This is a genomic window from Siphonobacter sp. BAB-5385, assembly GCF_002261125.1.
Classification (GTDB): domain Bacteria; phylum Bacteroidota; class Bacteroidia; order Cytophagales; family Spirosomataceae; genus Siphonobacter.
Map to the genome: position 1 here is coordinate 1 of NZ_NMPS01000249.1, position 25,061 is coordinate 25,061.

The window sequence follows — 25,061 nt, forward strand, 5'->3', positions numbered from 1 at the left end:
TAGGCACAGCCTACCAACTTTTGCGTCCGTAGCCAATGCTACGGACAACGCGTGTGAGCGGGGCGGGGAAACTGCAAACTGCCTCCTACCATTCACAGCTATACGCATCAAAACTACCAATCGGTGCTCCGTCGGGTTCTTTCGAGGGAGGCGTAATCACCACCGTTTCCGGACTACTTTCAAACTGCTGAATCTGGGCCAGAGCAAATTGATACTGAGCCTTTTGATTGACGTCACTCGTAGTTGCTTTTCCCAACCACGCCTTTAGTTCCTGTAGTTTGAGCGTAGCCACAGCCCGTACTTGGTTGGCAGCATCTTTATTGGCCGCCAGTTGAATGAGCTGATCGAGTACCGCACCGTTCACCACGCGTTGTACTTCTCCCGCGTAGCCTGCCTGGGGGGCCGACTTCCAGGTCGTTTCTACCACTTTATCTACGACTTCGCTGAAATCGGGCAAGCTGCTATCAATGGCATGATTTCCAATCAAACGGGCGGCCCGTTCGTGTTGCAGGACGAACCGCAGCGTCATTCCTGCGGCGGCTTCGGCGGGAGCCAAGGGATCGAAGGTCAGACCCGTACGGTCTTTGAAAACCTCCCGGTAATTTTCGTTGAAGCCATACGGACGTGGCGGAATCAGTTTGATGATGTTAGCGGGCAGTACGAGTTCTTCCGGTTTCAGGGTCGCCATCAAGGCATCCAGGGCCTGCCGCTGCTCGGCTCCACTCACGTACTCCATCACCTTCTGCTTATCGCCACGAACGGCGTAGGTGTAAAATACGCCGCCTACTACCTTACTGGCCGCTTCTACCTGATAGCGATGAAACAGGTACAGGGGAACGAGGGCTTCTTCCAACGTAGCCATTGGAGCACCAACGGGAATTTTCTTCTCGCTGAAATTCGACAAAGCAATCCGGCGTACCTGCATCACCCGATTCAACTCTTCTACCGAATTTTTACCATTGTCCCATAAGTGCGTAATGGGATGAGCTGATCCTTCGGGCCGTCCATCCTGATCGCTCAGGAACAGAAAGCCTTTGTCGATGTAATCATCAATGATTTTCTTGAGTCCCTTCTTTTCTTCCTCTTTGTTCTTGAATTCCCGGTAGGCGTAGTTAATGGCAATCTTATCCCAATCGCCAATCTGCTTGGTATATGCATCGGACAGACTTAGCTTATTTTGCCCCATGATACGTACCAGCGGGTGCGGGTAATCCATGACGGAAGCCCGGTCGTTTTGGTTGGAGGCGTAGTTATGGGGTAAGCCCAGCGTATGGCCGGTTTCATGGGCCCCGAGTTGCCGCAGACGGGCCAGAGCCATTTCTTCGGCTTCTTTACTGGGTTTGTCGCCTTCGTATTCGCCCACCAGTCCATTGGCAATCAGGTAGTCCTGACGTACCCGCAGGGAACCCAGCGTCACTTTTCCTTTGATGATTTCACCCGTACGTGGATCGGCGACGCTGAAGCCGTACGACCAGCCCCGCGTCGAACGGTGTACCCATTGCACGAGGTTATAGCGAATATCCATCGGATCGGCGGTATCGGGCAGTACTTTCACCTGAAACGCATTCTTGAAACCCGCAGCTTCGTAGGCCTGATTCCACCAGGAAATACCGTCCATCAAAGCCGAGCGAATGGGCTCGGGAGCACCAGGATCCAAGTAGTACACAATCGGCTTGATGGGTTCAGAGACCGCCGCATTTGGATTTTTCTTTTGCAAGCGATGCCGACGAATGTAGCGTTTGGCAATGGGCGTACTAAAGGGCGAGGAATAGTCAAAAAATTCAATGGAATTGATGCCCGCCCGGGGGTCAAACTCGCGGGGCTGATACCCGGCATCGGGCAATTTGATGAACGAGTAATGTTCCCGAATCGTGATGGCGTTTGGCGTCGGTACGACTTCCCGCAGGAACGGACCGGCCTGTTCGCCCGTCAGCGTCAGGGTTACCTCTACTTCGGTATTTTCCGGAAAGTTTTTAGTATAAGGCAGGTAGAACGCACAACGGCTGGGGTCCAGACGAAAGACACCCTGTTTGGCTCGGGCAATCGCCGAAGCGGCTTCGTACCCATCGCGTAGGTAAAAGTTAGTGGCATCAACCAGTACCGACTTCCCTTCTTCGGCCATGACATCAAAACCCCAGAGTACGGATTGAGCGAACGACTGCTCGACGGCCCGCATTTCCATTTTATCGCCCGAGGTCGCACGGTACCCGTAATTCTGTTCGACCATCAGTACTTTGGGGCCCGACCGTTGAAACTTGATGATTTTTCCGGCACTGATTTTTCCACGATCCAGGCCGATGTCGTTGGAACCAATACCGGCGGGCAAGGCCGTATGAAAGAGAATTTCCGTATCTAGTTTGTCGATCTCCAGATACATTTTCCCTTTTTTGGCGTCCCAGTACAAATTCAGATAGCCCGGCATTTTTTGCAGGCCCGTCGTAGCTCCGGAGATGCCCTGAGCCCAAAGATTCAATGAAAAGGCCAGGGATATTCCCAGTAAGAAAAGTTTACGCATACGAATAATTTTAAGAGGAAATCAAAATGGAAAGATGGGCACTCATGCAAATAAACTATGGCCGATCACTACATCTACAAAACAAAAGGTATATCAATCAGCTTTTCGCCATCAATAATACAAAGGATCGTGGAGCAAATTTTCAGAATTGCGATTAATCCTGAAATTAATCCGTCCATTCTCTGAAGTTTGTGCTTCTTTCGCGAAGAAATTGAAGAATCTTACGCCTATGAACATTCTGGAGCTCGACCATGTGGCCCTGTACGTGGCTGATGCCGAACAAAGCATACAGTTTTACCGGGACGTGCTGGAGTTAGAACCCCTGCCCCGCCCCGCTTTCGACTTTCCCGGAGCCTGGTTTAGTTTAGGTGGCAACAAACAGTTACACCTGCTGGGCAATCGGGCGGAACCGCTGGAAGAAACCGTGCTGGGTTCCCGAAAAAATCATTTTGCCGTAAAAGTGGCCGATATGGAAGAAACCGAAGCCTTTTTACGCAGGAAAGGACTGACCTTCAGAGGCCCCAAGGCCCGCCCCGACGGTATTCGCCAGATTTTTCTGCAGGATCCGGATGGCTACTGGCTGGAATTCAATGAATAGTTTCTGCGACTTCCAACGCTTTGGGGCCTTTTAGCGTCTATAGAAGGCAACAGTTTTGAAGTACCTCTCCTGTATACGCAGGGAGGTATCGACTTATTAGTAAAAAAGCTCCGTTTCCACGGAGCTTTTTTCTTATCATTAGTAGGGAGAGGTTAAATCAAACCTGCTTTCGCTTCCCGTAAGTACAGTTGAATCGTATTTTCCAGTCCGTAATACAAAGCATCACAGATGAGGGCGTGACCGATGGACACTTCCAGTAAGCCCGGAATATTCTGCTGAAAATACCGCAGGTTGTCCAGACTCAAATCATGACCGGCATTGATTCCGAGTCCTAAGGCATTGGCCCGTTCCGCCGCTTTGATAAAGGAATTCAGTGCCAGCGACTGATCAATAGCGTATTGATGGGCGTAAGGCTCTGTATATAATTCAATGCGGTCCGCACCCGTTTCGGCCGCTCCTTCCACCATCCGCTCGTCAGCATCAACGAAAATGGACGTACGAATACCCGCTTCCTTGAACATACCCACCAGATCAATCAATCGGCTGCGGTGCTCAATCGTATCCCAACCCGCGTTGGAAGTTACTGCTCCGAGTGCATCGGGTACCAGCGTTACCTGAGCGGGCTTTACCTGCAATACCAGGTCCACAAATTTCTTTTCAGTTGGGTTGCCCTCAATGTTGAATTCCGTCGTCAGTACCTGACTCAAGTCCAAGACATCCTGGTAGCGGATGTGCCGTTCGTCGGGCCGGGGGTGTACCGTAATTCCCTCCGCTCCGAAGCGTTCGCAATCCAGTGCCACTTTAACAACGTTGGGATTATTTCCACCGCGGGAGTTACGCAGGGTGGCTACTTTATTAATGTTTACCGAAAGACGAGTAGGCATAGACTGAATGATAAGCAGGGGATCACTGCGAAAAAACCCCTTCTGCGGTTGAGATTTTGTAACTTTGCAGCGTGGAGAACCATTCTTTGCGAAGAACAGTTCTAAATAACGCCCCAAATATTGCGGTAAATCTCTTGTAATTTTTATAGACCACCCCTGAATTTTTAGGTCATGTCACTCAAATCAACCATTGAAGCTCAAATCAAGTCAGCGATGCTGGCTAAAAATCAAGCCCGTTTATTAGCCTTACGGGCCATTAAATCGGCTATTTTACTGGAAGAAACGGCCGGAGCAGCCCACGAATTAACGCCGGAGCAGGAAACAAAAATTCTGATGAAGGCCGTCAAGCAACGGAAAGATTCCGCGGAAACTTACGTAAGCAATGGTCGTCAGGAATTGGCCGATAAAGAGTACAGCGAAATCGCCGTCATCGAGGAGTTCCTACCCAAAATGCTGACGGAAGAGGAGTTGAAAGGCCGTTTACAGGAAATCATCACCCGCGTAGGAGCCAGTGGCCCCAGCGATTTAGGTAAAGTGATGGGCGTAGCCACCAAGGAACTGGCAGGTCTGGCGGAAGGAAAAACGATCTCGGCCACGGTGAAACAGTTGTTGAGCTAGTATTGAGGTTTGAAGTTTGATCGTTTCAGGTTTAAAGAAGGGTTTGACGTTTGATTGGTTTCAGGTTTGAAATAAGGTTTAATTAGGTTGAGCAATGACAGGATGGGTGGTGCAGCCGTGAAAACCCTCTTATTTCTGAATTGGAGGTAGCAATCGAAAGTATGTACCTTTCTATTTCACAAAAGTAGAAACTCCCAGTGGCTCAAACCCGCACCCTTTCCACTTTCAAACTACCTCAAATCTGCTCCCACTCAAACTTCAAACCTTTTCTAACCCGAAACCAATCAAACGTCAAACCCTACCCGCACGCACCCACTGTATGAATTTTAATTTTCTTGACCTGCTTCTACTCGTGCCGCTCGCTTATGGAGCGTATACGGGCTTTCGACGGGGCGTACTGGTCGAGATTATTGCGGTTATTGCTTTTGTCGTTTCGCTTATACTGGGTTTCAAACTTTTGAACGAAGCGATTGCCTTTGTAGCACCTTACGTGGGTGAAACCGTAGGCCGTAAATTTCTCCCGTACATCGGATTTTCGAGCATTTTCGTGCTGGTCATTTTTACCATCAATCGTTTTGGATGGCTGTTGCGAAGAAGCCTCCGTTACACGATTTTCGGCAGTTTCGACAGCATGGCTGGAGCCGTAGTGGGTCTGTTCACCTATGCCTTTGGTATCAGCGTCTTTTTGTGGCTGTTACAGGCCCTGGGCATGGGCTTTCCCAACCGCGAACAGATGACGGGCAGTTATGTCTATCCTGTAATCCGGCCTTTCGCACCGAAAGTGCTGGATAAAGTATCCGACGCCATTCCCAAGCGGGATCGGCTCATTGAAAAAGTCGAAGAGTTGCGAAAAGAATAACCGCACTGGAACCCAATACCTTAGAAAGCAGTTGCACCAACGTATTACCAAAAACGAGCAATGGACACCATCGTTAAACAAGATATTCGTAAGCTCTCGGCAGAGGGGTTGAAGACCTTTTTGGTCGAACAGGGAGAACAGGGATTCCGGGCGAAGCAGATTCTGGAATGGCTATGGAAAAAGTCGGCCCGTAGTTTCGAGGAAATGACCAACCTTTCCAAAAAAACGCGGGAATTGCTCGAGACTCATTTCGAAATCCGTCCCCTGAGCGTAGCGAAAGAGCAGATTTCAAGTGACAAAACCATTAAATCAGCTTTCCGACTCTACGACGGGAAACTGATTGAAGGCGTGTTAATCCCCGCCGACGACCGGATGACGGCCTGCGTATCCAGCCAGGTAGGCTGCTCACTGACCTGCAAATTTTGTGCGACGGGTTACATGGATCGCGAACGCAACCTGGACCCGGCTGAAATCTACGATCAGGTGGTCACGATCAAGAACCAAGCCGAACAAAAATACGGTCAACCCCTAACCAACATCGTGTACATGGGCATGGGCGAACCTCTGCTCAACTACGCGAACGTGCTGAAGTCGGTGGATCATATCACTTCGCCGGAAGGGCTGAACATGTCACCCAAACGCATTACCGTCAGTACGGCGGGTATCGCCAAGATGATTCAGAAGCTGGGTGATGACGGGGTGAAATTCAATCTGGCCCTTTCGCTGCACGCTGCTAACGATAGCAAGCGGAATCAGATTATGCCCATCAACGAAAGCAATACGTTGGTAGCTTTGAAAGATGCCCTGAAGTATTTCTATAATAAAACGGGGAATAAGATTACGCTGGAGTATATTCTCTTTTATAACTTCAACGATTCAGTGGAGGATGCGAAGGAACTTTGGAATTTTGCCAAACACATTCCGAATGCCCACATCAACATCATCGAGTACAATCCCATCGAAAACGCTCAGTACAAGAATACCGACCCGCAGACGCTGGCCAAATTCGCCCGCTTCATCGAGCAGAAGAACATCCCGATCACCGTGCGTCGTAGCCGTGGAAAAGATATTGATGCCGCCTGCGGTCAGCTGGCAACGAAAACAGCCCCGATAACGGTTGAATAATTTCTAAATTTGTTTCTTTTCGTAAAAATTCTGTATTTCCGGCACCATTCCGAAGGATACGCTGGAGAAACCGCCCAACTCTCAGCGAACGATTGGCGAAAGTCCTATTTCCCCAATCGTTACGCGAGCATACGTTTCGGGTCAGGGGTTCCCTATCCATAGAGTCTTAACAATTCCTTAACATTAGGCCCGATCCCTTTCCGTAGCTTCGCGTCAAAATAGCCCCCTAACTCCTTATGTTCGGCTTAGAGACTGGAATTTTCTTTCTTCTGTGTATCTGCCTTTTTTGTGCGTGTGCCTTTGAATTCGTGAATGGTTTTCACGATACGGCCAATGCCGTAGCCACCGTAATTTACACTAACTCCCTGAAACCCAACATTGCAGTAATTTGGTCAGGATTCTGTAACTTCCTTGGCGTGTTCTTCGGCGGCATTACCGTTGCCATGGGCATTGTAAACTTATTACCGGTTGAACTGCTGATCGACCAAAATGTTTATCACGCAGTAGCGATGGTCCTCTCCCTACTGCTGAGTGCCATCATCTGGAACCTGGGCACCTGGTACTTTGGTCTGCCCTCCTCTTCTTCCCACACACTGATTGGCTCGATTCTGGGCGTAGGTCTGGCCTACTCCCTGTTGCCTGAAAACGTATCGGGCGTGAGTTCCGTCAACTGGGACAAAGCGAAAGAAACGGGTTTTGCTCTGCTTTTATCGCCGCTGGTCGGTTTTAGTCTGGTGATTATTCTTATGTTTATTCTGAAGCGTACCGTGAAGAATGACATCATTTTCAAAGAACCCAAAAAGAATCAAACGCCTCCGACCTGGATTCGTAGCATTCTGATTATGACCTGTACGGGTGTTAGTTTCTTTCACGGCTCCAATGATGGACAAAAAGGAGTCGGTTTGATCATGCTGATTCTGATCGGTATTACACCCGCTTATTTTGCTCTGGATGCCAGCAAGGATACCACGCATCTCCAAACTAATCTGGTACAGATTCAACAACTCGTCAACCGCATTGAAGAGCCGCGTCTGGCGACGTTAGATCAGGAACGTCTGCGGGTGGTTAAGGCCAGCATTAATGATCTGGATAGCGTCATGAAGGCTACAAACGGCCATATTCCTCCGCAGCTTCGTCTGGAATCCAGAAAAGATATTCTTCTGATCTCAAGAGATTTGACGAAAATTCAGAAAGACGGTGCCCTCACGCTCAACCGCGATGAAGCCGCTACGCTGAGCAGTTCACTGTCGGCAATGAAATCCTACACGGAATACGCTCCAACCTGGGTTATTCTGATGATTTCCCTTTCCTTAGGTCTGGGTACCATGGTGGGCTGGAAACGTATTGTCGTAACCGTAGGAGAAAAGATTGGTAAACAACACCTGACCTACGCTCAGGGTGCCAGTGCCGAGCTAGTCGCCGCTAGTACCATCGGTCTGTCGTCCGGACTGGGTTTACCCGTTTCTACCACGCACGTTCTTTCTTCAGGAATCGCCGGAAGTATGGTGGCTAACAAGGGCATCAAAAACTTGCAGGCCGGTACCATTCGTAACATTGTCCTGGCCTGGGTGCTGACCCTGCCCGTATCCATGTTCCTGGCCGGTACGCTGTTCATCTTCTTCCGGGCCGTCCTGTAAGGTTAGCTGGTTGTAACTAGTGGCTGGTTGTTTGTACTGGCAGATGATACAAAGGAAATCCCCCGAGAGGCTTCTCGGGGGATTTCCTTTTATGGGATATTGTTCCCATACATGCACACCATGGGTTTCACCCATGGCTAGTGAAATTGAACCCCTTCGGGGTTTGCTCTTCCAATCTCAAAGTAATAAACCAGGTAGATCAAAAAGCTTTTGATCTACCTCCACTACTCACCCAACAACGATCCACCCAAAACCAGCAACTAATTTTCCAGCTCCTGAATGGCCAGCCAGCTCATCAGGCCAGCTCCGATTTCCAGAGCCTTTTCGTCAATATCAAAGGTAGGCGTATGCACGCCGGAGATGATGCCACGATCTTCATTTCGCGTACCCAGGCGATAGAAGCAGGAATCGACTACCTGTGAGTAAAACGCGAAGTCTTCGCCCGCCATCCAGATGTCCAGATCGATAATATTTTCCTCCCCAACGTAGGCTCCCGCTTCCGCCCGCAAGCGACGGGTCAGCTCGGGATGGTTTTCCAGGTACGGATAACCCCGGACAATGTCTACGACACAGGTAGCTCCCATGCTTTCAGCCAACCCTTCGGCCAGCTTCTGGATACGCCGGAGGCCTTCTTCCCGCCAGACTTCATCCATACAACGGAAGGTACCGTCGATGTGGACTTCGTTGGGAATAACGTTCGTCGCTCCGTCAGCGATTACCCGTCCAAAGGAAAGAACCGAGGGCGATTTAGGCGGACGATTTCGTGAAATAACCTGCTGTAAAGCTACGATGAGATGCGAAGCAATGAGTACCGGATCGATTAAGGAATCGGGAGCCGCTCCGTGCCCACCCTTCCCTTTCACGGTCAGGTAGATTTCGTCGGTAGAGGCCATGTACATTCCTTCCCGGAAACCGATCTTACCTACGGGAATCTGCGGAGCTACGTGCTGACCGATCATGCCCGCCGGAGCCGGATTTTGCAGTACGCCTTCGCGGATCATCATGGAAGCTCCACCCGGAGCCTTTTCTTCACCGGGTTGAAACACCAGTTTTACGGTACCTTCAAATTCGTCCCTTAACTCCGTCAAAATACGGGCTACGCCCAATAGCGAAGCCGTGTGTACGTCATGACCACAGGCGTGCATAACGCCCGGATTCTGACTTTTGTAGACGACATCATTCGCTTCCAGAATGGGCAATGCATCCATATCGGCTCGCAGCCCTATGACCTTTTTTCCGGATTTTTTCCTTCGACAACAGCCACTAATCCCGTATTGGCCAAGGGCGTCGCCTGTACACCCAGGCTTTGTAGCTGAGCAGCCACAAATTTCTGCGTCTCGTATTCCTGAAAAGATAGCTCGGGATGACTATGCAAATGCCGGCGGTTCGCTACAAAATCCGTTGCGTAAGCGGCGGCCAGTGCTTTGATTTTCTCTTTCATTCGTGGTGTAACCATTGCTGTACCTCTTTTTTCAGGGACGGCAAATGATTTTTTAGTAAAGTCCAAATACGGTCCCACGATTCCTCCTGGGAATGGCAAAATTGAAGAATCGATTGCGTCGCCGTAAATGTAATAACCGAATTTATTTCTACTAAGCGACCCAGTGCCCGGCCAATAAGCCTGATTTCCCGCTCCAGTGTTTCCTGCAAAAGTACATTAGTATCTTCTGCCTGAAACACAAAGCCAGTTCCTAAGGAAGATTCAATTTCGTGAATGGACAACTCGATTTCAAAAAGGCAGTTTTCTTCATACGTATTCATACACACTAACCAAAATGGCGGAGGTAATTAAATCAACTCAATACGTTACTTTCGTATACCTTTAGCTAACGTCAAGGCTAATGGCTAAAAGCTCGTTTTTGAATGTATGCAAAAATAGAACTCATTTAGGCGTTCGATCCTTATAGTAAAAATTTTCAGAATAGTTCCAACCTTTTTCTCCGCAAGCGTGTCCTCCAGCCGGAGGAGCAATACATGGCTTGATCTTTACGAATGGTTTTTGATGAACATGAGCTGGTAATGGGCTGCCGCCGCAAAGATCGCGTCTCGCAACGTCGTTTATACGAAGCGTTTGCGGGCCGTATGCTGGTGGTATGTCTCCGCTATGTCAAAAGCCGCGACGAAGCCGAGGACATTTTGCAGGAATCGTTCATCAAGATTTTTGACAAAATAGACACCTTTCGCTTCGAATGCCCGCTGGCAGCCTGGGTTAAACGCATTGTTGTCAATACCACGCTGAATTACCTGCGGGATAATCGCCGGTACCGTTTTGCTGAAGAACTTGATCACGTGGCCGAAGAAGTGGCCACTACGTTTTCAGAGGAACTTCACTGGAAAGACCTGCTCCAACTTGTTCAAGAACTACCTCCCGGCTGTCGGGCGGTATTTAACCTCTATGCGATCGAAGGCTATCAACATCAGGAAATTGCAACGATGCTGGGTATTTCGGAAGGAACCTCCAAATCGCAGTATAGCCGGGCCAAGAGCCTTTTGCAACGCATGTTGACAAACCATCGTCTGACTGAAAATGGACATTAACGTTTACTGGGCATGAGCCAGCTGGAACCAAACGATTTCGAAGAACAATGGCGTAAAGCTTTTGATGAAGCTTCCGAGCCCCCGAGTGAAGGGCTCTGGAGTCGCATTGAACAGGAGCTTCCGCCTGAGCAGCCAATTGGCCTGCCCTTTTTCTGGGTAGGTGTGGTGCTGTTGTTTCTGGTAAGTCTGGGTAGTCTGGGATGGTGGTACAGCCACCGGAATGACGCCACAAAAGATTCGGTTGCATCCACGCCCGCGGTAAACCTTCAGAACGAGGGCCGTTCTTCGGAAAAAACTCCGGCGGCCCGCCCTGAAACTAAGGTTCCAGGACAGATTGCTACTACACCGCTTACGGCAACGGAAAAACCGGATGCGTCAGGGGTAACCTCCTCGCCGCATACTTCCAATCGAAACAAACTGACTACGCCTAGTTCTGTTTCACGCTCTGGTTCAACAGCCCGCTGGGCATTGGACCGGAATACGTTCGTTAAGAAGCCAACACGCGTCATTACTGATCTAAACGTCAATACAACCACGCCCGCAGTAGGGATTATTAACCCCCTTACCCTGTCTTCGATTGTCCCCACGGACAGCAACGCGGCCACGCGAGTAGCGTTACTGCTCCAGCAGGCCGCTACCAAACCTTGGTCTTTATACGCGATCAAGGCCCAGCCGAAGCAACCCACAGTAGCCATGCCTGTTTTACCGGGTAAAAGCCTACCGCTGGCTAAATTTTGGATGAGTCTGAACGCTGGCATTATACGGTTTAATCCTTCCGTAAGTTCCGTTACTGCTTTTCCCACGTATGACAGTTTCTCGTATAGTCTGTCTCCCCTGTCCCAGCGAGTTACCCCCACCTCAGAACCGAACTATACGAAAAAAGGCACGCATATTTCGTATCAACTGGAATGGCTAGCGGGTGCTCGGCTTTCGCGGCACTGGTACCTGGAAAGTGGCGTTCAATTTTTACGCGGCCATTCGACCCTGAACAACAATCTGGTACTGATTCAGGGTTCTGGCATCAGCAATGCGTTTGCCGATCAGCTCAATTATAATAAGTCGAATCAGGTGCCCAATAGCCCGAATAGACCGGACCCGAGTCCGCAGGGTACGAATAGTCTGGTCTCAACTAACTCCTTCCGGTACACGTTTGAATACCTCTCCGTTCCGGTAAGTGTGGGGTATGAATTCCGTCCCGGTAAGCGTTTGAATTACTTCGTCTCGGGCGGGTTATCAGCGGATTTTTTCCTGAGAAACGTGCTCGTGGATGATTCATACATCGGTATTCCGCCGGCGGAATACGGTCCGAAAGATGGCATCTACCGGAATGTATCCCTCAGTACTACGGCAAATGCAGGAGCTAACTATCGGTTGAGTCGGAAGACTTCCCTGAATGTAAAAACCTTCGTTCGTAAAAGCGTCATGAATGGCTTACAAGGTGATTACCTCAAAATACATCCCGTCACGTTAGGCGTGGGTATGGGCATTCGCCGGGATTTCTAATCCGAAGAAAATACTTCTTACAAAAAGGTTCGGGACCCGGTGTTTCGAACCTTTTTGTTTGGTATGAAAAGCAGGATGAGTACACTTGTTTTTCTTCCCTACCACATCACCTTTAAACCATCCACCACGTACTTTTTGATTTGATCATCGTTGCTGATGAGCGTGTACCGATTTTGAATGGCCTGCCAGATTAACATCCGGTCGAAAGGATCTTTGTGGTACGTGGACGCTAACTGATGATAGCTGGCGGCGTCCTCCGCCGAAAACTCCGTAATGGAAAACCGCATTTCCCGGCAAGCCCCGGGGAAATCCTGCGGGGTAAATACATCTAAATCTAATTTATCCAGAGCGTACTTAATGGAAATTTCCCAGAAACTGATCGTGCTGATGACAATTTCGTTGGTGGGATCTTCCAGCACCCGTCTAACCTTTTCGGATAGTTTTTCGGGTTCGGTTACGGCCCAGATCATGGCATGCGTATCTAACAAATAGGTCATACTTCGAGAAACTCTTCTTCAGTCATTTGATAATTATCTTTGAAAACCACCTTTCCTTTTCCACGTAAAATCCCCAGCGTTCTGGGCTGCAATTCTTCTTCTTTGGGAATCAGGAAGGCTTTGATTTCTTTCTTTTTGCCAAAGGTGATGGCAATTCGCTCTCCGGCTTCCACTTCTTTCAGGACTTCCGAGAAATGGGTTTTTACTTCACCGACTGTCATTGTTTTCATAATTTCCAAATAGTTATCATCCAAAGTAAAGATTTTCTTGTCAAGTTGTCAAGTAAGACTTTAACTGGATTTTAGTCGTACCTTATTGAATGCCTTTCAGTTACGTCGAATACTGACTGGACTAACCTTTGAGCCTGTGCTTTTTTGCGGGAATAGTTGCTTCATGGAGTGCTGAACGTGGGCCATCGTTGGCCCCAGTCATTAACTAAAGAAACCGTTTAGCCTGGTAAAACAGTACCAAACTAAACGGCTCAAAAGAGGCTTTCGACTTACCTTATTCCGTATAATCAGCCGAACGACTGATGTCTTCCCAGGCCTTGCTATGCTTGAGTTCGTTTTCAAGTTTTTGCTGGTAACGCTCTACGGCCCAGGCACCGAGTTGCAGGCGTAGCGGAGGCTCCTCACGGTCCGCCAGTCCAATCAGAATTTCGGCGGCTTTCACGGGATCGCCCACCTGTTTGCCATTCGTTTTTTCGAAATAATCCCGAATCTTTCCGGCCGTTTCGGCGTACTCCGGCAGGGGTTCGGCTATTTTGATGGATGAACCGGCAAATTCCGTACGGAATGGTCCGGGTTCAATAATCGTCACTTTGATCCCAAAAGGTCTGATTTCCTGAGCGACACTTTCGAAAATTCCTTCCAGAGCGTATTTAGAGCCGTTGTACATCGAAAGTCCCGGCGTAGAAACCAATCCCGCAATCGACGATAGCACCTGAATGTATCCTTTCTTCTGCTCCCGCATGAGGGGTAGTACGGCTTTGGTGACATTGATGGTACCAAAAACATTCGTGTCAAACTGCGTCCGTAATTCTTCCTGACTTACTTCTTCCAGCCCCCCGCCCAAGCCATAACCGGCGTTGTTGATCAGTACGTCGATCCGACCGAAGCGTTCGTGAGCCGATGATACGGCTGAATTGATTGCCTCCAGATCGGTAATATCGAGCGACAGGGTAAGCAGGTTTTCGGACTCCCCTAATTCCTGTAACGTTTCAACGCGGCGGGCCGTCGCAACGACCTGCTCGCCTTTTTCCAAGAGTTGACGGGCGATTTCCTGACCGAACCCCGATGAACAACCCGTAATGAACCAAACCATGGTTTCTGTATTTAAGAGTGAATGTTGGATGGGCTTGAGGTGGTTTGACGTTTGAGAAAGGTATCAAGTTTAAGAGGGTTTCAGGTTTGAAAATGGCTTGAGGTTTGAATGAACTTCTTCAAACCTCAAACTGCTCAAACCTTATATTGCTACTTTTTTCATTCTTAAACCTTTCAAACCTCAAACTTCATTAAACCTTAAATCTCACCAAACCTAAAGTCCTACGACTTACTCAAAATTGATACCAGGGCTGGCTTGAGTTCGGGATACAGGTATTGAAAATCGGTTTCCAGCCGAATTCGCTGGTTTAAGACATAATTGCCTCCCAGTACCACAACTGCCATTTCCCCAAATAGTGGCTTCAGTACCCAATCCGGAACCTTGGGAGCCCAGTAGGGTTTATGCAGTACTTCGGCCGTGGTACGCACCAGTTCCTCATTGGTGACGGGGTGCGGGGCTACGGCGTTGTAAGCTCCCGTCCAGCCCGGGTTTTCCAGAGCTTCGATGTACATCCGGCAGAGGTCGTCGGTATGAATCCAGCTGATGTACTGTTTTCCCGAACCGAGTGGCGAACCGATCCCCAGCTTCACGGGAATCAGAAAACTTTTCAAGGCTCCTCCCTTGGTGTCCAGCACAATACCCGTACGCAGTTTGGAAGTTCGAATCCCCAGAGCAGCCAATTCATCGGCCGCCGCTTCCCATTGCACCACCACGTCGGCCAGGTAATCGATTCCGGGGGTATACTGCTCGGAGAGCCATTCGGCACCGGTATCGGCTCCGTAATAGCTAATGCCCGAAGCGGAGACGAAGGATTCAAACCGATGGCCGGTTTCGCGGAGTTTACGGGCAATCAGTCCAATGGTTTTCGTACGGCTATCGATGATTTCCTGTTTGCGTTCGTCCGTCCAGCGACCTTCTGCAATGCCCGCTCCGGCCAGATGGATCAGGTACTGGCTTTCGGCGAGGGCTTTTTCGTCGAGTTCTTGCTTATTGACATCCCAGCGATATTGCTTGACTTTCGGATCAATGCTGGCTTCGCTTTTACTGCCCCGGGTGAGGTAGGCAACGGCATAGCCGCGTTCAAGTAGTAATTCGGTGAGTCGTGTACCAATCAGGCCGGTACCCCCCGTGAGCAGAACTTGTTTCATTGCCGTCTTGACTTTTTCTAAAAACCAGGCAAAAGCGGTAAAGTTCTAAGCCATTTCAGCGAATGACTAAAAACTTAACAGCTACGAAAGATTCCAGTGAAAAAGAATACCGATTTTTGCCCGAAATCTCCGCTCATTCCATGCGTTATCTGCTTTCTTTCGTACTTTTTTTAATACTGCCTCCCGAAGCCTTTCATAAGGTTTGCCGCCAGAAAAACGAACCCCTTTCGCAGTTTTTCCACTGGGAACCGGGTAAGAAGATCATCATGGCTCACCGAACGACGCCCCTGCCGGGCTATTCGGAAAATACGTTGGCGGCCATGAAACACGCCTACCGAATCGCTCCTTGTGCCACGCAGGAAATCGATGTACGCATGAGCAAAGACAGCGTATTAGTACTGCTGCACGATGCGACGCTGGAACGGACGACTACGGGTACAGGCAAGCTCAGCGATTTTACGTATCAGGAACTACGTAAGCTGGAATTACGGGATGAAACGGGAAAGGTACTACTCGGTCAACGTATACCGCGACTGGAAGAACTGCTGACTTTTGCCCGGGGGAAAGTGGTACTCTTTCTCGACAAAAAACCAGAGACAGATCCGATTCGGATGATGACAGCCGTTAAGAAGGCTCGTATGCTTGGTGACGTTATCGTCATCTGCTACTCGATCGCTGAAGCTCAATTCCTTCACCAGCGGTATCCTTCCCTCATGCTGGCCTTGGGTTTCAATGACACTAAAGCCATTGAAACGATTGAAAAATCCGGATTACCCTATAAGAATCTCGTCGCTTTGACACCGGGTCACTTACAGCCTCAAGCCTTTTACGATCGGATTCATGCGATGGGCATCATGACTTCCGTAGGCACAAATGGGAACGTGGATACGCTGCCTTTCACTCAGGCAAGACCTCTGTATGAACAAGTATTACAGCGGGGTGATATTATTTGTACGGATAGCCTTCAACGCGTACAAACGCTCTTTCAACCTTAATCAACAATCAAAGGCTGGACCGTCACCGGCGTCGGTACGGCTTCTCCAATGGTTTCCCGAACGCTGGCTTCAATAATCTGACACATAGCGTTCAGCGGCAGGTCATTAGGTTCGGTACCAAACGGCTCTTCAATTTCATTGCCAATCGCATCCACCGCAATAAAGGTATACCCGATGAATACCACGATAAAGGGCGTGGTCCAACCCAAAGTATCCACCAAACCAAAGGGCAGGAATAATCCGTATAAGTAGACCGTTCGGTGCAGAAGCACATTATATGTGTACGGAATGGGCGTATTGGCAATGCGTTCACACCCCGCTAAAATGCCCGAAAGATGATTGATCGTCGTGTCCATCGTGACCAGCGTAATCGAGTCGAGCTGGCCGCGTTGGCGTTGCTGCTGCAGCCAGTACCCCATTTCCCGCAGGATCAGTACGGGTTTGAATCGAGCCTGCATGAGACGATCGGTAAGCTCCGGAGATAACAGCCGTCGCAAGTCCGCTTCCGGACTCGTTTTCCGTAACTGATGTTTCAGGGCATAAGTAAAGGCAATCAATAAGCGGGAAAAGAGCTGAATTTCAACAGAATCCATCGACAAGCCGCTCAAGGTCGTTACCTGTCGCATCAATGAACGACTTTCCAGGACCAGAGCCCCCCACAGTTTTCTTCCTTCCCAGTACCGGTCATAGCTCGCACTATTACGAAAGCCCAGAAAGATGGCTACGGCGACGCCAATCAGCGTAAAAGGCGTAGGATTCAGGGCAATTTTTACCTGGAAGATTTCTCCCCGTAAGTAAACGACCGCACAGCAGAAGAGGAACAGAATGATCAGCCGCGGGTAAATTTTTTCAATGATGGAGCCTTTCCAGACGAAGAGCAGACGAAACCAATTGTGATGCGGAGGAACAACCATACGAACAACAAACCAGATACGGCCGCAAAGGTAGGCATTAGCAGCCCCGGACCGAACGGCTTTTCTATTTAATCCTTCGATTGGGTAGGGTACGGCTTAGGAACGGAGTTTTTGCGAATAAAGTCTTTCGCTTTCTTAGGGAGTACCGCGTATGAAAAGTCTAGCTAAACGTAATCCTCTTGATCTGTTTTTAACCCTTCATCAACCCACTGATTGCCTGTAGTCTGTGTATGGCTCCTGGCCTCAATCCCCAAGCAACCTGATAGGCCAGCGACGCTTCGACGTTTAGGGTATTAGGTTCATGCCCTCCGTTAACCCACCGTATACCTGTGGGGTTTTGTCTACATCCAGCGGATGTGCCAGCGAACGCACCGTTCTGCTGAACCATCCGGAGCATTTTCCTTTTCGATTATTTTTATTCTGCTCACTACATGATCCACTTAAACCTTTTTTTCAGACGTGGTTTGGTATTTACACTCGGTCTGGGTGTGTTATCAGCCCATGCTCAACCGCTCGTCCGTCAGCAGGCTACGGTGGCCCTGAATATCGCACCTGCCCGGGCCGTCATTCGTATCACCGGACGGGTAACGGATGAAACCCAGCAGGGCCTGCCCGGGGTCAACGTTTACCTGAAAGAGAACACCAGCGTAGGAGCTACCACCGACGCTAACGGGGCGTACATCTTCAACGTCCCCGACGATCAGGCGAACGGTACGCTGGTTTTCAGTTACATCGGTTATAAAAGTCAGGAACTAGCCCTTAACAACCGGACGGAAGTCAACGTACAACTTGAACCCGATAACCAGTCACTCAATGAAGTCGTCGTCATTGGTTACCAGAGCGTTCGGAAGAAAGATCTGACCGGAGCTACGGGTCTGGTGGAGATTGAAAATACGAGTAAAATCGTGACCCGTTCGGCCGTGGAATCCCTGCAAGGGCAGCTTTCGGGCGTAACGATTCGGAACGGTGGTGCTCCCGGTCAGGAAGCCGTCATTCAGATTCGGGGATTGAGTACGCTCAACGGAAATTCCAATCCACTTTACATCATCGACGGCATGTACGCCGACGCCAATACGACCGTCAACCCCGATGATATTGCTTCCATGCAGGTCTTGAAAGATGCCTCCGCAGCCGCCATCTACGGATCACGGGCGGCCAACGGCGTGGTGATCATTACTACGAAAAAAGGCAAGGAAGGGCCGATGAAAGTAAGCGTGTCGGGACGGTACACCCTTTCCTCGATTCCCCGCCGCTGGGATATGATGAATGCCCAGGAATACGTCGATTTCAACCGTCGGGCTTATCAGGCCGCCGGGTACGCCCTGCAACCTTCCATTGCAAACTTCGATCCCGCTACCAGCCCCAACACCAACTGGCAGGATGAATTAATTCGAACGGGTTCGGTACAGGATTACAACCTGACGCTTTCGGGCGGTGGAGCCAATTCAAGCTATCTGATTTCGGGCAGTTATTTCAAAGACGAAGGAACGCTGATTCGTAATAATTTCGAACGGATGTCCCTGCGGATCAATACGGAAGCGAAACGTGGTCGGGTTACGTTCGGCGAAAACCTGATGATTTCCAACTCCGTACGTAACAGTCCGTTCAGTGGCGGTTTTGCCGAGGGCAATCCCTGGTACGATCTGGCCAATAACCTGCCCATCGTACCGGTTCGGGATCCCAGTCTGATCAGTACGAGCAATCCGGGTGGCTATGGTTTCGGTTCGATCAACACCCGTACCTTCTCCCGAAATCAGGTGGCAGTGGCCGAGCTTACCCGCAATCATACTACGTTTTTCAAAGTACTGGGAAATGCCTATGTGGACGTTAAACTCTTCGACTGGCTGCAATACCGTTTCAATGCCGGTCTGGAAACCAGCTTCGATAACGCGGGTGGCGTTCGCCGCGAAGGCCTCTGGTACTGGAATCAGTCACCGGAATTCAGTAGCACGGGCGAAAACCGTTCGCAATTCCTGAGTACGCTTTTTGAGCATACGCTGAACTTCAACCGGACGTTTGGCAAGCACAGCATCAACGGCGTCGTCGGGCTGGTGAATCAGACTATTCGGAATAACAACGCGTTTGCCAGTCGTCAGCAACTCACCGTCGCCAACGGTCAGTACTTCACGACGATCAGTTCGGCCACGGGTGGCATGACGGCTTCGGGCGGCAACAACCAGACGCTTATCGGCTCGTACCTGGGTCGCTTGAATTATACCTTCGATGATCGATACCTGGTTACGCTGACCTTCCGGTCGGATAAAGATTCCCGCTTCTCCCCCAATTACCGCCGGGGTAACTTCCCCTCCGTGGCCCTGGGCTGGCGGTTGAGCGAAGAAGAGTTTTTCAAAGTTAGCTGGATCAACGATCTGAAAATTCGCGGTTCGTATGGGGTACTGGGTCAGGCCAATTTGGGCAATTATCAGTATACCGGTTTCATTACGCAGGGTCCACGGGCCGTATTTGGTTCTGATCAAACGGCTTTTCAGGGTGCTACGCAGGCCCGGATTGTCAACCAGAATCTACGCTGGGAACAAAAAACGACGACCAACTTCGGCGTGGATCTGAGTATGTTCAACAATCGCCTCGGCGTTACACTGGACGCCTTCCGTTCCGTCGCCCGCGATGTACTGGTACAGTCGCCCATTCCGGCCTACACCGGTAATCTCGGCGGCAATCCGCTTACCAACATCGGTTCCATTCAGAACCAGGGCGTGGAGCTGGACCTGACGTACCGCAACAACGATAAGGATTTCAAGTGGTCGATTTCGGGTAACCTTTCCGTCATCCGCAACAAAGTCCTGGAATTGGGTAACCTGGGCATAGACCCTGAAACCGGACAATCTCGTAATTACATTGCCACGACCCTCACCCGTTCGCAGGTGGGCCGTTCGATTGGTGAGTGGTTCCTGCTCAAGACGGATGGTATCTTCCAGAATCAGGGTGAAATCGATGCTCACCGGGCTCAGGCGGCTTACGCCAGACCGGGCGATATTCGTTACGTGAATGCCGTAGACAATGGTACGAACGACGACATCAACTCCCTGGATCGCCTATTCGTGGGTTCGCCCTGGCCGAAACTGCAAGCCGGTCTGCAATTCAATAGCTCTTATAAGAATTTCTCGCTGGCCGTACAATTCTATGGTTCATTCGGTCAGAAAGTCTACAATGACGTACGCCGCGATCTGGATGCTCTGGGGTACTCCAACTACCGCCGGGGTATTCAGCCCTGGACGGCCGAGAATCCCAATACGGATTTTCCCCGGATTGGCGTTTCGTACGGAACGGGGATCGCCGGTGATCCGGCAGTGGATCGGGGTATCGTTTCCAACGCCCGTAACGACAGCGATCGCTGGCTGGAAAGTGGTTCGTACCTGCGAATCCGGAACGTGGAATTCGGGTATTCCATTCCCAAACCGTTCCTGACCCGCTTTGGTCTGAGCGATGCCCGCGTCTACGTAAGCGGTCAGAACCTGTACACGTTTACCGGCTACACGGGTCTCGATCCGGACATTGTAGGGGGCAACGTGATTCTGGAACCGGGTTTGGATGCGGGTAACTATCCGTCTTCCCGTATGGTCTCTTTTGGCTTAAATCTCAACTTCTAAACCGCTGATTTCCTGACTATTCAGGAAATCGTCGTACTGACTTTGCTACGTATGAAAAAGATAAAATTTATTCTCTACGGCTTGCTGCCCCTACTGATGGGGTGCAACCGGGATTTTGATGCACCCAACCCCAACTCGCTTACCGTCGAGCAATTCTGGCAGTCGCAAAACGATGCTGTTCGGGGCGTCAATGCCGTATACAGTGGCCTGCACCGTACGCCGCTGTACGGTCGCTGGATGTTTTACCATACCAGCCTTCGTTCGGACGAAGGGTTCGGCTCGGGGGGTGATATTGGTTTGAATAACCTGATGAGCTTTGTACAAACCGATTACAATCAGAACCTGACGGCAGGTACCTGGGCGGATAGTTACGTGGTCATCTGGCGGGCAAATCAGGTACTCGAAAACGTTCCCGGCATCACCATGGATGAGACCGTGAAGCGTCGCCTGCTGGCGGAGGCCAAGGTACTACGGGCCCTGATGTATTTCAATCTGGTGAGTCTGTTCAATCGGCCACCGCTGATTCTTCGTTCGGTGCTTACCTCGGATACGCCCAGCAACGCGACTCCCGAACAAATCTGGGCCCAGATTCAAACCGACCTTACCGAAGCCGCTCCCGACCTACCCCTGCGGTACTCGGGCGACGATCTGGGTCGCGTAACCCGGGGTTCAGCGTATGGTTTGCTGGGCAAAGCTTTGATGCAGCAACGTAAATTCCAGGAAGCCCAAACCGCTCTGGCCTGGTTCATCACGGGCGAAGGACGCGACGTGTACCGGCTCATGCCGAATTACCGCGACAACTTCATCATCACCCAGGAAAACAATACCGAATCGGTATTCGAAATTCAGTTTGCCCAGAATAACAACGAGACCACCGACGACGATACGCAGGAAGGTGCCGTGATTAACGTCGGAGCGTCGCTGCCGCAGTTTCTGGCTCCCCGGGGCGTGGGCTTCTCGGACGGTGCTGCCCGCCGCTGGATGATCGGGGAAATGCAGAAGGAACGTACCACGACGGGTGCCCGTGATCCCCGCGTGGAGGCTTCGTTTTTGTACGACTCGACGGATGTACGCGGTCCCAGTCAAACGCTCATTTACGGTCAAACCTTTGCCAGCCGCTACGGTACGGGTCCGGATCGGAATTCGGTCTGGTTCCGTAAGCCACTCAACGATCACTGGAAAAATGAAGAAGGCTTCCGCTCGCCCAACAACTACCGTCTGATTCGCTACGCTGACATTCTGCTGCTCTACGCAGAATGCCTGAATGAGCTGGGTCGCACGACGGAAGCCTATACGTATGTCGATCAGATACGCCAGCGGGTAGGACTAGCTCGCTTAACGACGGCCCAGCCGGGTCTGTCCCAGGCCCAGTTCCGGACTCAGATCAAACACGAGCGGGTTACTGAACTTTCGGGTGAGGGCCAACGCTGGTTCGACCTGCAACGCTGGGGCGAATTGACGGAAGCCAATCTCCCCGCCCTGCGGGCACGCGATCCGGAGTTTGGTTCGTTTACACTTGATAAGTCGGCATACTATCCCATTCCACAATCGGACCTTGATCTGAATCCCAGTCTGTCGCAAAATCAGGGTTATTAAGGCAACGGGTGGTTCCGGAACAGTGTTGCCGGAACCACCCCTTTTACAGATCGTTGTATGAATCTTCGCTATTTAGTATTGGTACTCTGGATTGGGTTTTCCTGCGGGAAAGACAACTCCACGCCCGTTACGCCACCGCCCGCCCCCTCGGAGGCTACCTTCCGAAATCCGATTCAAAACGGAGCCGATCCGTTTGTCTACCGCAAAGATGGGCAGTACTACTACATGCAAACCGTAGGGAATCGCGTGGATTTGTGGCGTACGGAAAAATGAGCGAGCTGAATTCCGCCCGCCGCACGACCATCTTTACACCACCCGCGACGGGAGCCAATTCGCGGAATCTCTGGGCCCCTGAAATCTATTTTCTGAACGGCAAATGGTACGTCTATTACACCGCCGGATCGGATACGGAGGAGTACTCCCAGCGTACCTGGGTATTGGAAAACGCCAGTGCCGATCCGACCCAGGGTACCTGGACCCAGAAAGGGCGGCTGTTCAATGCCGAAAACGATAATTACGCCTTGGATGGAAATATTCTCGAACACAACGGCAGTCTGTACTTCCTCTGGAGCGGCTGGCCGAAAGGGATCAATAAAGTCGAACGTCAGGAGATTTACATTTCCAAAATGGAAAATCCCTGGACGCTGACGGGAAAAACGACACTGCTCACCACACCCGAACTCAACTGGGAACGTAACGGCTTTGGCGTGAATGAAGGGCCTCAGGTACTGAAAAATCCGCAGGGCCGTGTTTTCATGATTTACTCGGCCAGTTACTGCGGCACGGATGATTACGCTTTGGGTATGCTTAGTTTGCGGGAAGGCGGCGATCCGCTCAACGCCGCCGACTGGACCAAAACGCAACAGCCCGTGTTCACAAAGTCTCCCTCAGCCAATGCCTTCGGACCGGGCCATAACTGCTTTTTCCAGTCGCCCAATGGCTCGGAAAACTGGCTTTTGTACCATGCCAACACCAATACCGGCGAAGGTTGCGGCGAAAGACGTAACATTCGGATGCAACCTTTTACCTTTACCAGCTCGGGCCTGCCGCAGTTTGGCGAACCCGTCGCTACGGGTCGCTCAATTGCCGTTCCGGCGGGCGAATGATTTTACTTTTACACTATGAAATCGATTTTTCTAACCTCTCTCCTAGCTCTTGCAACGGCTACGTACGCTCAGCAACAAGCCGTTCTTCCCGGCGATCACGCCGATCCTTCGGTTACTAAAATTGGGGATACGTACTGGGCTTCGGCTACCTCGTCCAACTGGGCACCGGAGTATCCGTTGCTAAAATCCAAAGATCTGGTTCACTGGCAAACCGTCGGGTATATCTTTCCAAAGCTGCCCGACTGGGCCGATTATTACTTCTGGGCACCGGAAATCTCCTACGAAAAAGGCAAAGTATACGCCTATTACACGGCTCACAAAAAAGGCGGAAATCTTTGCGTCGCTGTCGCCAGTGCCGATAAGCCCGAAGGCCCCTGGAAAGATCACGGCCCGCTGATGTGCGAGTCTGATGGTTCGATTGATGCCTTTCCGATGCGGGACGAAAACGGCAAACTGCACCTGATCTGGAAAGAAGACGGCAACAGCATTCGGCAGCCGACGCCCATCTGGATTCAGGAAATGAACGAAGAACGGACGGCTTTGCTGGGTGAGAAAAAAGAACTTTTCCGGAACGATCAGCCCTGGGAGGCCAATCTGGTTGAAGGCGTTTCGATGATGCGGCACGGTGGGTATTTCTACGCTTTCTACGCGGCGGCCGGTTGTTGCGGCGAAGGCTGTACGTACGTGTCGGGCGTGGCTCGGGCTAAAAATCTGCTCGGTCCCTGGGAGAAATTTTCGGGCAATCCAATTCTGACGTCGGACGAAACCTGGAAATGCCCCGGCCACGGTACGCCCATCGAAAAAGATGGAAAATACTACTTCCTCTACCACGCGTATAGCACGAAGAGTACCGCTTACTCCGGTCGCCAGGGCCTGCTTCGGGAATTTGAATTTACGCCCGACGGCTGGATTGCCTTCAAGGCTCCCGTAGCGACGGTCAATCAGGTTCCAGCGGTCGTGAAAGATGATTTTTCGAAGGCTTCAAATCTGTGGAACTGGTCGGTTTTCCACTGGCCGGAGTATCAGACTAAAGGCGGTAAACTTCATTTGAAAGCCATTCCTGAACAGGCGGGCGTGTATCTGGCCCGTAAAACCTATACGGGTAACTACATGGCTCAGGTACAGGTAGAGGTCCCTAAAACCACGGACTTAAAAAGCGGTTTGAGTTTGATTGGGGATGATGACAATGCTCTCGGCCTTTCGGTTCAAAAGGGTGAACTGCTCGTCTGGAAGCGGGAAAAAGGAAAGGACAAAGTCCTGCAAACGCTCCCGCTGTCGAACGCGAAAACGGTAGTCTTACAGGCTCAGGTGAAAGATGGTAAAAACGTTACCTTCAAATACCTCATCAACGGAAAAAACACGCAGGTATTCGATTCCGTGGATGGAACGTTTTTGCCACCCTGGGATCGGGCCGTTCGGGTTGGCGTAATTGCCAAGGGGGAAGGTACGGGGGTGTTTGATAACTTCCTCTTGCGGTCAGAGAAGGAGTAGGTTTTCGTTTTTTAAACAGATAAAGGCTCGCTGGTATGGTGAGCCTTTGTTGTTTCCTTAACTTTTACCCCTACCGTTGTTGGTGTTTAGCGTAGCGTCACCAACA

Annotated in this window: 21 protein-coding genes and 1 pseudogene; 13 read left to right on the top strand and 9 right to left on the bottom strand. The window is 50.7% G+C overall.

What is annotated here, in order from left to right:
- Window positions 1-85: 85 nt before the first annotated feature.
- Window positions 86-2,515 carry a zinc-dependent metalloprotease gene (locus tag BWI93_RS26115; protein ID WP_094816881.1) on the bottom strand — a complete coding sequence of 810 codons (2,430 nt, stop codon included), beginning with the start codon at window positions 2,513-2,515 and terminating at the stop codon, window positions 86-88.
- Window positions 2,516-2,744: 229 nt separating this feature from the next.
- On the opposite strand from BWI93_RS26115, the gene BWI93_RS26120 reads away from it, so the two are divergent.
- Window positions 2,745-3,113, top strand: coding sequence for a VOC family protein (locus tag BWI93_RS26120; protein WP_094816882.1), 369 nt, complete (start codon window positions 2,745-2,747; stop codon window positions 3,111-3,113).
- A gap of 152 nt (window positions 3,114-3,265) precedes the next feature.
- Here the strand turns inward: BWI93_RS26120 and BWI93_RS26125 are convergent, their stop codons facing one another.
- On the bottom strand, window positions 3,266-3,997 hold the full coding sequence (locus BWI93_RS26125) for a pyridoxine 5'-phosphate synthase (protein ID WP_094816883.1): 732 nt from the start codon (window positions 3,995-3,997) through the stop codon (window positions 3,266-3,268).
- A 171-nt stretch (window positions 3,998-4,168) separates the two neighbouring features.
- Here BWI93_RS26125 and BWI93_RS26130 point away from each other — a divergent pair, with 171 nt between their 5' ends.
- The 4 genes from BWI93_RS26130 (at window position 4,169) to BWI93_RS26145 (ending at window position 8,236) form a co-directional block, all read left to right on the top strand.
- Window positions 4,169-4,615, top strand: coding sequence for a GatB/YqeY domain-containing protein (locus tag BWI93_RS26130; protein ID WP_094816884.1), 447 nt, complete (start codon window positions 4,169-4,171; stop codon window positions 4,613-4,615).
- Between the two features lie 319 nt (window positions 4,616-4,934).
- Window positions 4,935-5,474, top strand: coding sequence for a CvpA family protein (locus BWI93_RS26135; RefSeq protein WP_094816885.1), 540 nt, complete (start codon window positions 4,935-4,937; stop codon window positions 5,472-5,474).
- Window positions 5,475-5,534: 60 nt separating this feature from the next.
- Window positions 5,535-6,599 carry a 23S rRNA (adenine(2503)-C(2))-methyltransferase RlmN gene (rlmN, locus tag BWI93_RS26140; RefSeq protein ID WP_094816886.1) on the top strand — a complete coding sequence of 355 codons (1,065 nt, stop codon included), beginning with the start codon at window positions 5,535-5,537 and terminating at the stop codon, window positions 6,597-6,599.
- Window positions 6,600-6,835: 236 nt separating this feature from the next.
- Window positions 6,836-8,236, top strand: a complete 1,401-nt coding sequence (locus BWI93_RS26145; protein WP_094816887.1) for an inorganic phosphate transporter — start codon at window positions 6,836-6,838, stop codon at window positions 8,234-8,236.
- 260 nt (window positions 8,237-8,496) lie between these two features.
- Here the strand turns inward: BWI93_RS26145 and BWI93_RS26150 are convergent.
- A pseudogene (locus tag BWI93_RS26150) lies at window positions 8,497-9,677 on the bottom strand (M20 family metallopeptidase).
- Window positions 9,674-9,997, bottom strand: a complete 324-nt coding sequence (locus BWI93_RS26155; protein WP_094816888.1) for a hypothetical protein — start codon at window positions 9,995-9,997, stop codon at window positions 9,674-9,676. Before BWI93_RS26155 ends, BWI93_RS26150 begins: the two are co-directional and overlap by 4 nt.
- Window positions 9,998-10,228: 231 nt before the next feature.
- Here BWI93_RS26155 and BWI93_RS26160 point away from each other — a divergent pair, with 231 nt between their 5' ends.
- Window positions 10,229-10,774: an RNA polymerase sigma factor gene (locus tag BWI93_RS26160; protein WP_094816889.1), complete on the top strand. Its 546-nt coding sequence runs from the start codon at window positions 10,229-10,231 to the stop codon at window positions 10,772-10,774.
- A 12-nt stretch (window positions 10,775-10,786) separates the two neighbouring features.
- Window positions 10,787-12,277, top strand: a complete 1,491-nt coding sequence (locus BWI93_RS26165; protein WP_094816890.1) for an outer membrane beta-barrel protein — start codon at window positions 10,787-10,789, stop codon at window positions 12,275-12,277.
- A 98-nt stretch (window positions 12,278-12,375) separates the two neighbouring features.
- On the opposite strand, the gene BWI93_RS26170 is transcribed toward BWI93_RS26165, so the two are convergent.
- The 4 genes from BWI93_RS26170 to BWI93_RS26185 form a co-directional block, all read right to left on the bottom strand.
- Window positions 12,376-12,774 carry a type II toxin-antitoxin system VapC family toxin gene (locus BWI93_RS26170; RefSeq protein WP_094816891.1) on the bottom strand — a complete coding sequence of 133 codons (399 nt, stop codon included), beginning with the start codon at window positions 12,772-12,774 and terminating at the stop codon, window positions 12,376-12,378.
- Window positions 12,771-13,004 carry a type II toxin-antitoxin system Phd/YefM family antitoxin gene (locus tag BWI93_RS26175; protein WP_094816900.1) on the bottom strand — a complete coding sequence of 78 codons (234 nt, stop codon included), beginning with the start codon at window positions 13,002-13,004 and terminating at the stop codon, window positions 12,771-12,773. The genes BWI93_RS26170 and BWI93_RS26175 overlap by 4 nt, the downstream gene beginning before the upstream one ends.
- Before the next feature lie 274 nt (window positions 13,005-13,278).
- Entirely contained in the window at window positions 13,279-14,097 is an 819-nt protein-coding gene (locus tag BWI93_RS26180) for an oxidoreductase (RefSeq protein WP_094816892.1), read from the bottom strand.
- Between the two features lie 221 nt (window positions 14,098-14,318).
- Complete coding sequence (locus BWI93_RS26185) at window positions 14,319-15,245, bottom strand: TIGR01777 family oxidoreductase (RefSeq protein ID WP_094816893.1); 927 nt, start codon at window positions 15,243-15,245, stop codon at window positions 14,319-14,321.
- Between the two features lie 62 nt (window positions 15,246-15,307).
- On the opposite strand from BWI93_RS26185, the gene BWI93_RS26190 reads away from it, so the two are divergent.
- Window positions 15,308-16,240 carry a glycerophosphodiester phosphodiesterase family protein gene (locus BWI93_RS26190; protein WP_094816894.1) on the top strand — a complete coding sequence of 311 codons (933 nt, stop codon included), beginning with the start codon at window positions 15,308-15,310 and terminating at the stop codon, window positions 16,238-16,240.
- Here the strand turns inward: BWI93_RS26190 and BWI93_RS26195 are convergent.
- Window positions 16,237-17,154 (bottom strand): bestrophin family protein, encoded by a 918-nt coding sequence (locus BWI93_RS26195; protein WP_094816895.1) that lies wholly within the window; start codon window positions 17,152-17,154, stop codon window positions 16,237-16,239. The two genes, BWI93_RS26190 and BWI93_RS26195, sit on opposite strands and share 4 nt — an antisense overlap.
- A 431-nt stretch (window positions 17,155-17,585) precedes the next feature.
- Here BWI93_RS26195 and BWI93_RS26205 point away from each other — a divergent pair, with 431 nt between their 5' ends.
- The 5 genes from BWI93_RS26205 to BWI93_RS26220 are packed head-to-tail and all read left to right on the top strand — an operon-like array spanning window position 17,586 to window position 24,955.
- Complete coding sequence (locus tag BWI93_RS26205) at window positions 17,586-20,762, top strand: TonB-dependent receptor (RefSeq protein WP_094816897.1); 3,177 nt, start codon at window positions 17,586-17,588, stop codon at window positions 20,760-20,762.
- A gap of 51 nt (window positions 20,763-20,813) precedes the next feature.
- Entirely contained in the window at window positions 20,814-22,358 is a 1,545-nt protein-coding gene (locus BWI93_RS26210) for a RagB/SusD family nutrient uptake outer membrane protein (protein WP_094816898.1), read from the top strand.
- A gap of 57 nt (window positions 22,359-22,415) precedes the next feature.
- A complete protein-coding gene (locus BWI93_RS28385; protein WP_217902349.1) occupies window positions 22,416-22,631 on the top strand; it encodes a hypothetical protein in 216 nt (71 codons plus the stop codon).
- Window positions 22,628-23,464: a family 43 glycosylhydrolase gene (locus tag BWI93_RS26215; protein ID WP_217902350.1), complete on the top strand. Its 837-nt coding sequence runs from the start codon at window positions 22,628-22,630 to the stop codon at window positions 23,462-23,464. The genes BWI93_RS28385 and BWI93_RS26215 overlap by 4 nt, the downstream gene beginning before the upstream one ends.
- A 15-nt stretch (window positions 23,465-23,479) precedes the next feature.
- A complete protein-coding gene (locus BWI93_RS26220; protein ID WP_094816899.1) occupies window positions 23,480-24,955 on the top strand; it encodes a glycoside hydrolase family 43 protein in 1,476 nt (491 codons plus the stop codon).
- The last annotated feature ends 106 nt before the right edge of the window (window positions 24,956-25,061 follow it).

Coding starts and splice junctions, on each gene's coding strand:
- BWI93_RS26115 (WP_094816881.1), bottom strand. CDS start 2,515: ATGCGTAAACTTTTCTTACTGGGAATATCCCTGGCCTTTTCATTGAAT.
- BWI93_RS26120 (WP_094816882.1), top strand. CDS start 2,745: ATGAACATTCTGGAGCTCGACCATGTGGCCCTGTACGTGGCTGATGCC.
- BWI93_RS26125 (WP_094816883.1), bottom strand. CDS start 3,997: ATGCCTACTCGTCTTTCGGTAAACATTAATAAAGTAGCCACCCTGCGT.
- BWI93_RS26130 (WP_094816884.1), top strand. CDS start 4,169: ATGTCACTCAAATCAACCATTGAAGCTCAAATCAAGTCAGCGATGCTG.
- BWI93_RS26135 (WP_094816885.1), top strand. CDS start 4,935: ATGAATTTTAATTTTCTTGACCTGCTTCTACTCGTGCCGCTCGCTTAT.
- rlmN (WP_094816886.1), top strand. CDS start 5,535: ATGGACACCATCGTTAAACAAGATATTCGTAAGCTCTCGGCAGAGGGG.
- BWI93_RS26145 (WP_094816887.1), top strand. CDS start 6,836: ATGTTCGGCTTAGAGACTGGAATTTTCTTTCTTCTGTGTATCTGCCTT.
- BWI93_RS26155 (WP_094816888.1), bottom strand. CDS start 9,997: ATGAATACGTATGAAGAAAACTGCCTTTTTGAAATCGAGTTGTCCATT.
- BWI93_RS26160 (WP_094816889.1), top strand. CDS start 10,229: ATGGTTTTTGATGAACATGAGCTGGTAATGGGCTGCCGCCGCAAAGAT.
- BWI93_RS26165 (WP_094816890.1), top strand. CDS start 10,787: ATGAGCCAGCTGGAACCAAACGATTTCGAAGAACAATGGCGTAAAGCT.
- BWI93_RS26170 (WP_094816891.1), bottom strand. CDS start 12,774: ATGACCTATTTGTTAGATACGCATGCCATGATCTGGGCCGTAACCGAA.
- BWI93_RS26175 (WP_094816900.1), bottom strand. CDS start 13,004: ATGAAAACAATGACAGTCGGTGAAGTAAAAACCCATTTCTCGGAAGTC.
- BWI93_RS26180 (WP_094816892.1), bottom strand. CDS start 14,097: ATGGTTTGGTTCATTACGGGTTGTTCATCGGGGTTCGGTCAGGAAATC.
- BWI93_RS26185 (WP_094816893.1), bottom strand. CDS start 15,245: ATGAAACAAGTTCTGCTCACGGGGGGTACCGGCCTGATTGGTACACGA.
- BWI93_RS26190 (WP_094816894.1), top strand. CDS start 15,308: ATGACTAAAAACTTAACAGCTACGAAAGATTCCAGTGAAAAAGAATAC.
- BWI93_RS26195 (WP_094816895.1), bottom strand. CDS start 17,154: ATGGTTGTTCCTCCGCATCACAATTGGTTTCGTCTGCTCTTCGTCTGG.
- BWI93_RS26205 (WP_094816897.1), top strand. CDS start 17,586: ATGATCCACTTAAACCTTTTTTTCAGACGTGGTTTGGTATTTACACTC.
- BWI93_RS26210 (WP_094816898.1), top strand. CDS start 20,814: ATGAAAAAGATAAAATTTATTCTCTACGGCTTGCTGCCCCTACTGATG.
- BWI93_RS28385 (WP_217902349.1), top strand. CDS start 22,416: ATGAATCTTCGCTATTTAGTATTGGTACTCTGGATTGGGTTTTCCTGC.
- BWI93_RS26215 (WP_217902350.1), top strand. CDS start 22,628: ATGAGCGAGCTGAATTCCGCCCGCCGCACGACCATCTTTACACCACCC.
- BWI93_RS26220 (WP_094816899.1), top strand. CDS start 23,480: ATGAAATCGATTTTTCTAACCTCTCTCCTAGCTCTTGCAACGGCTACG.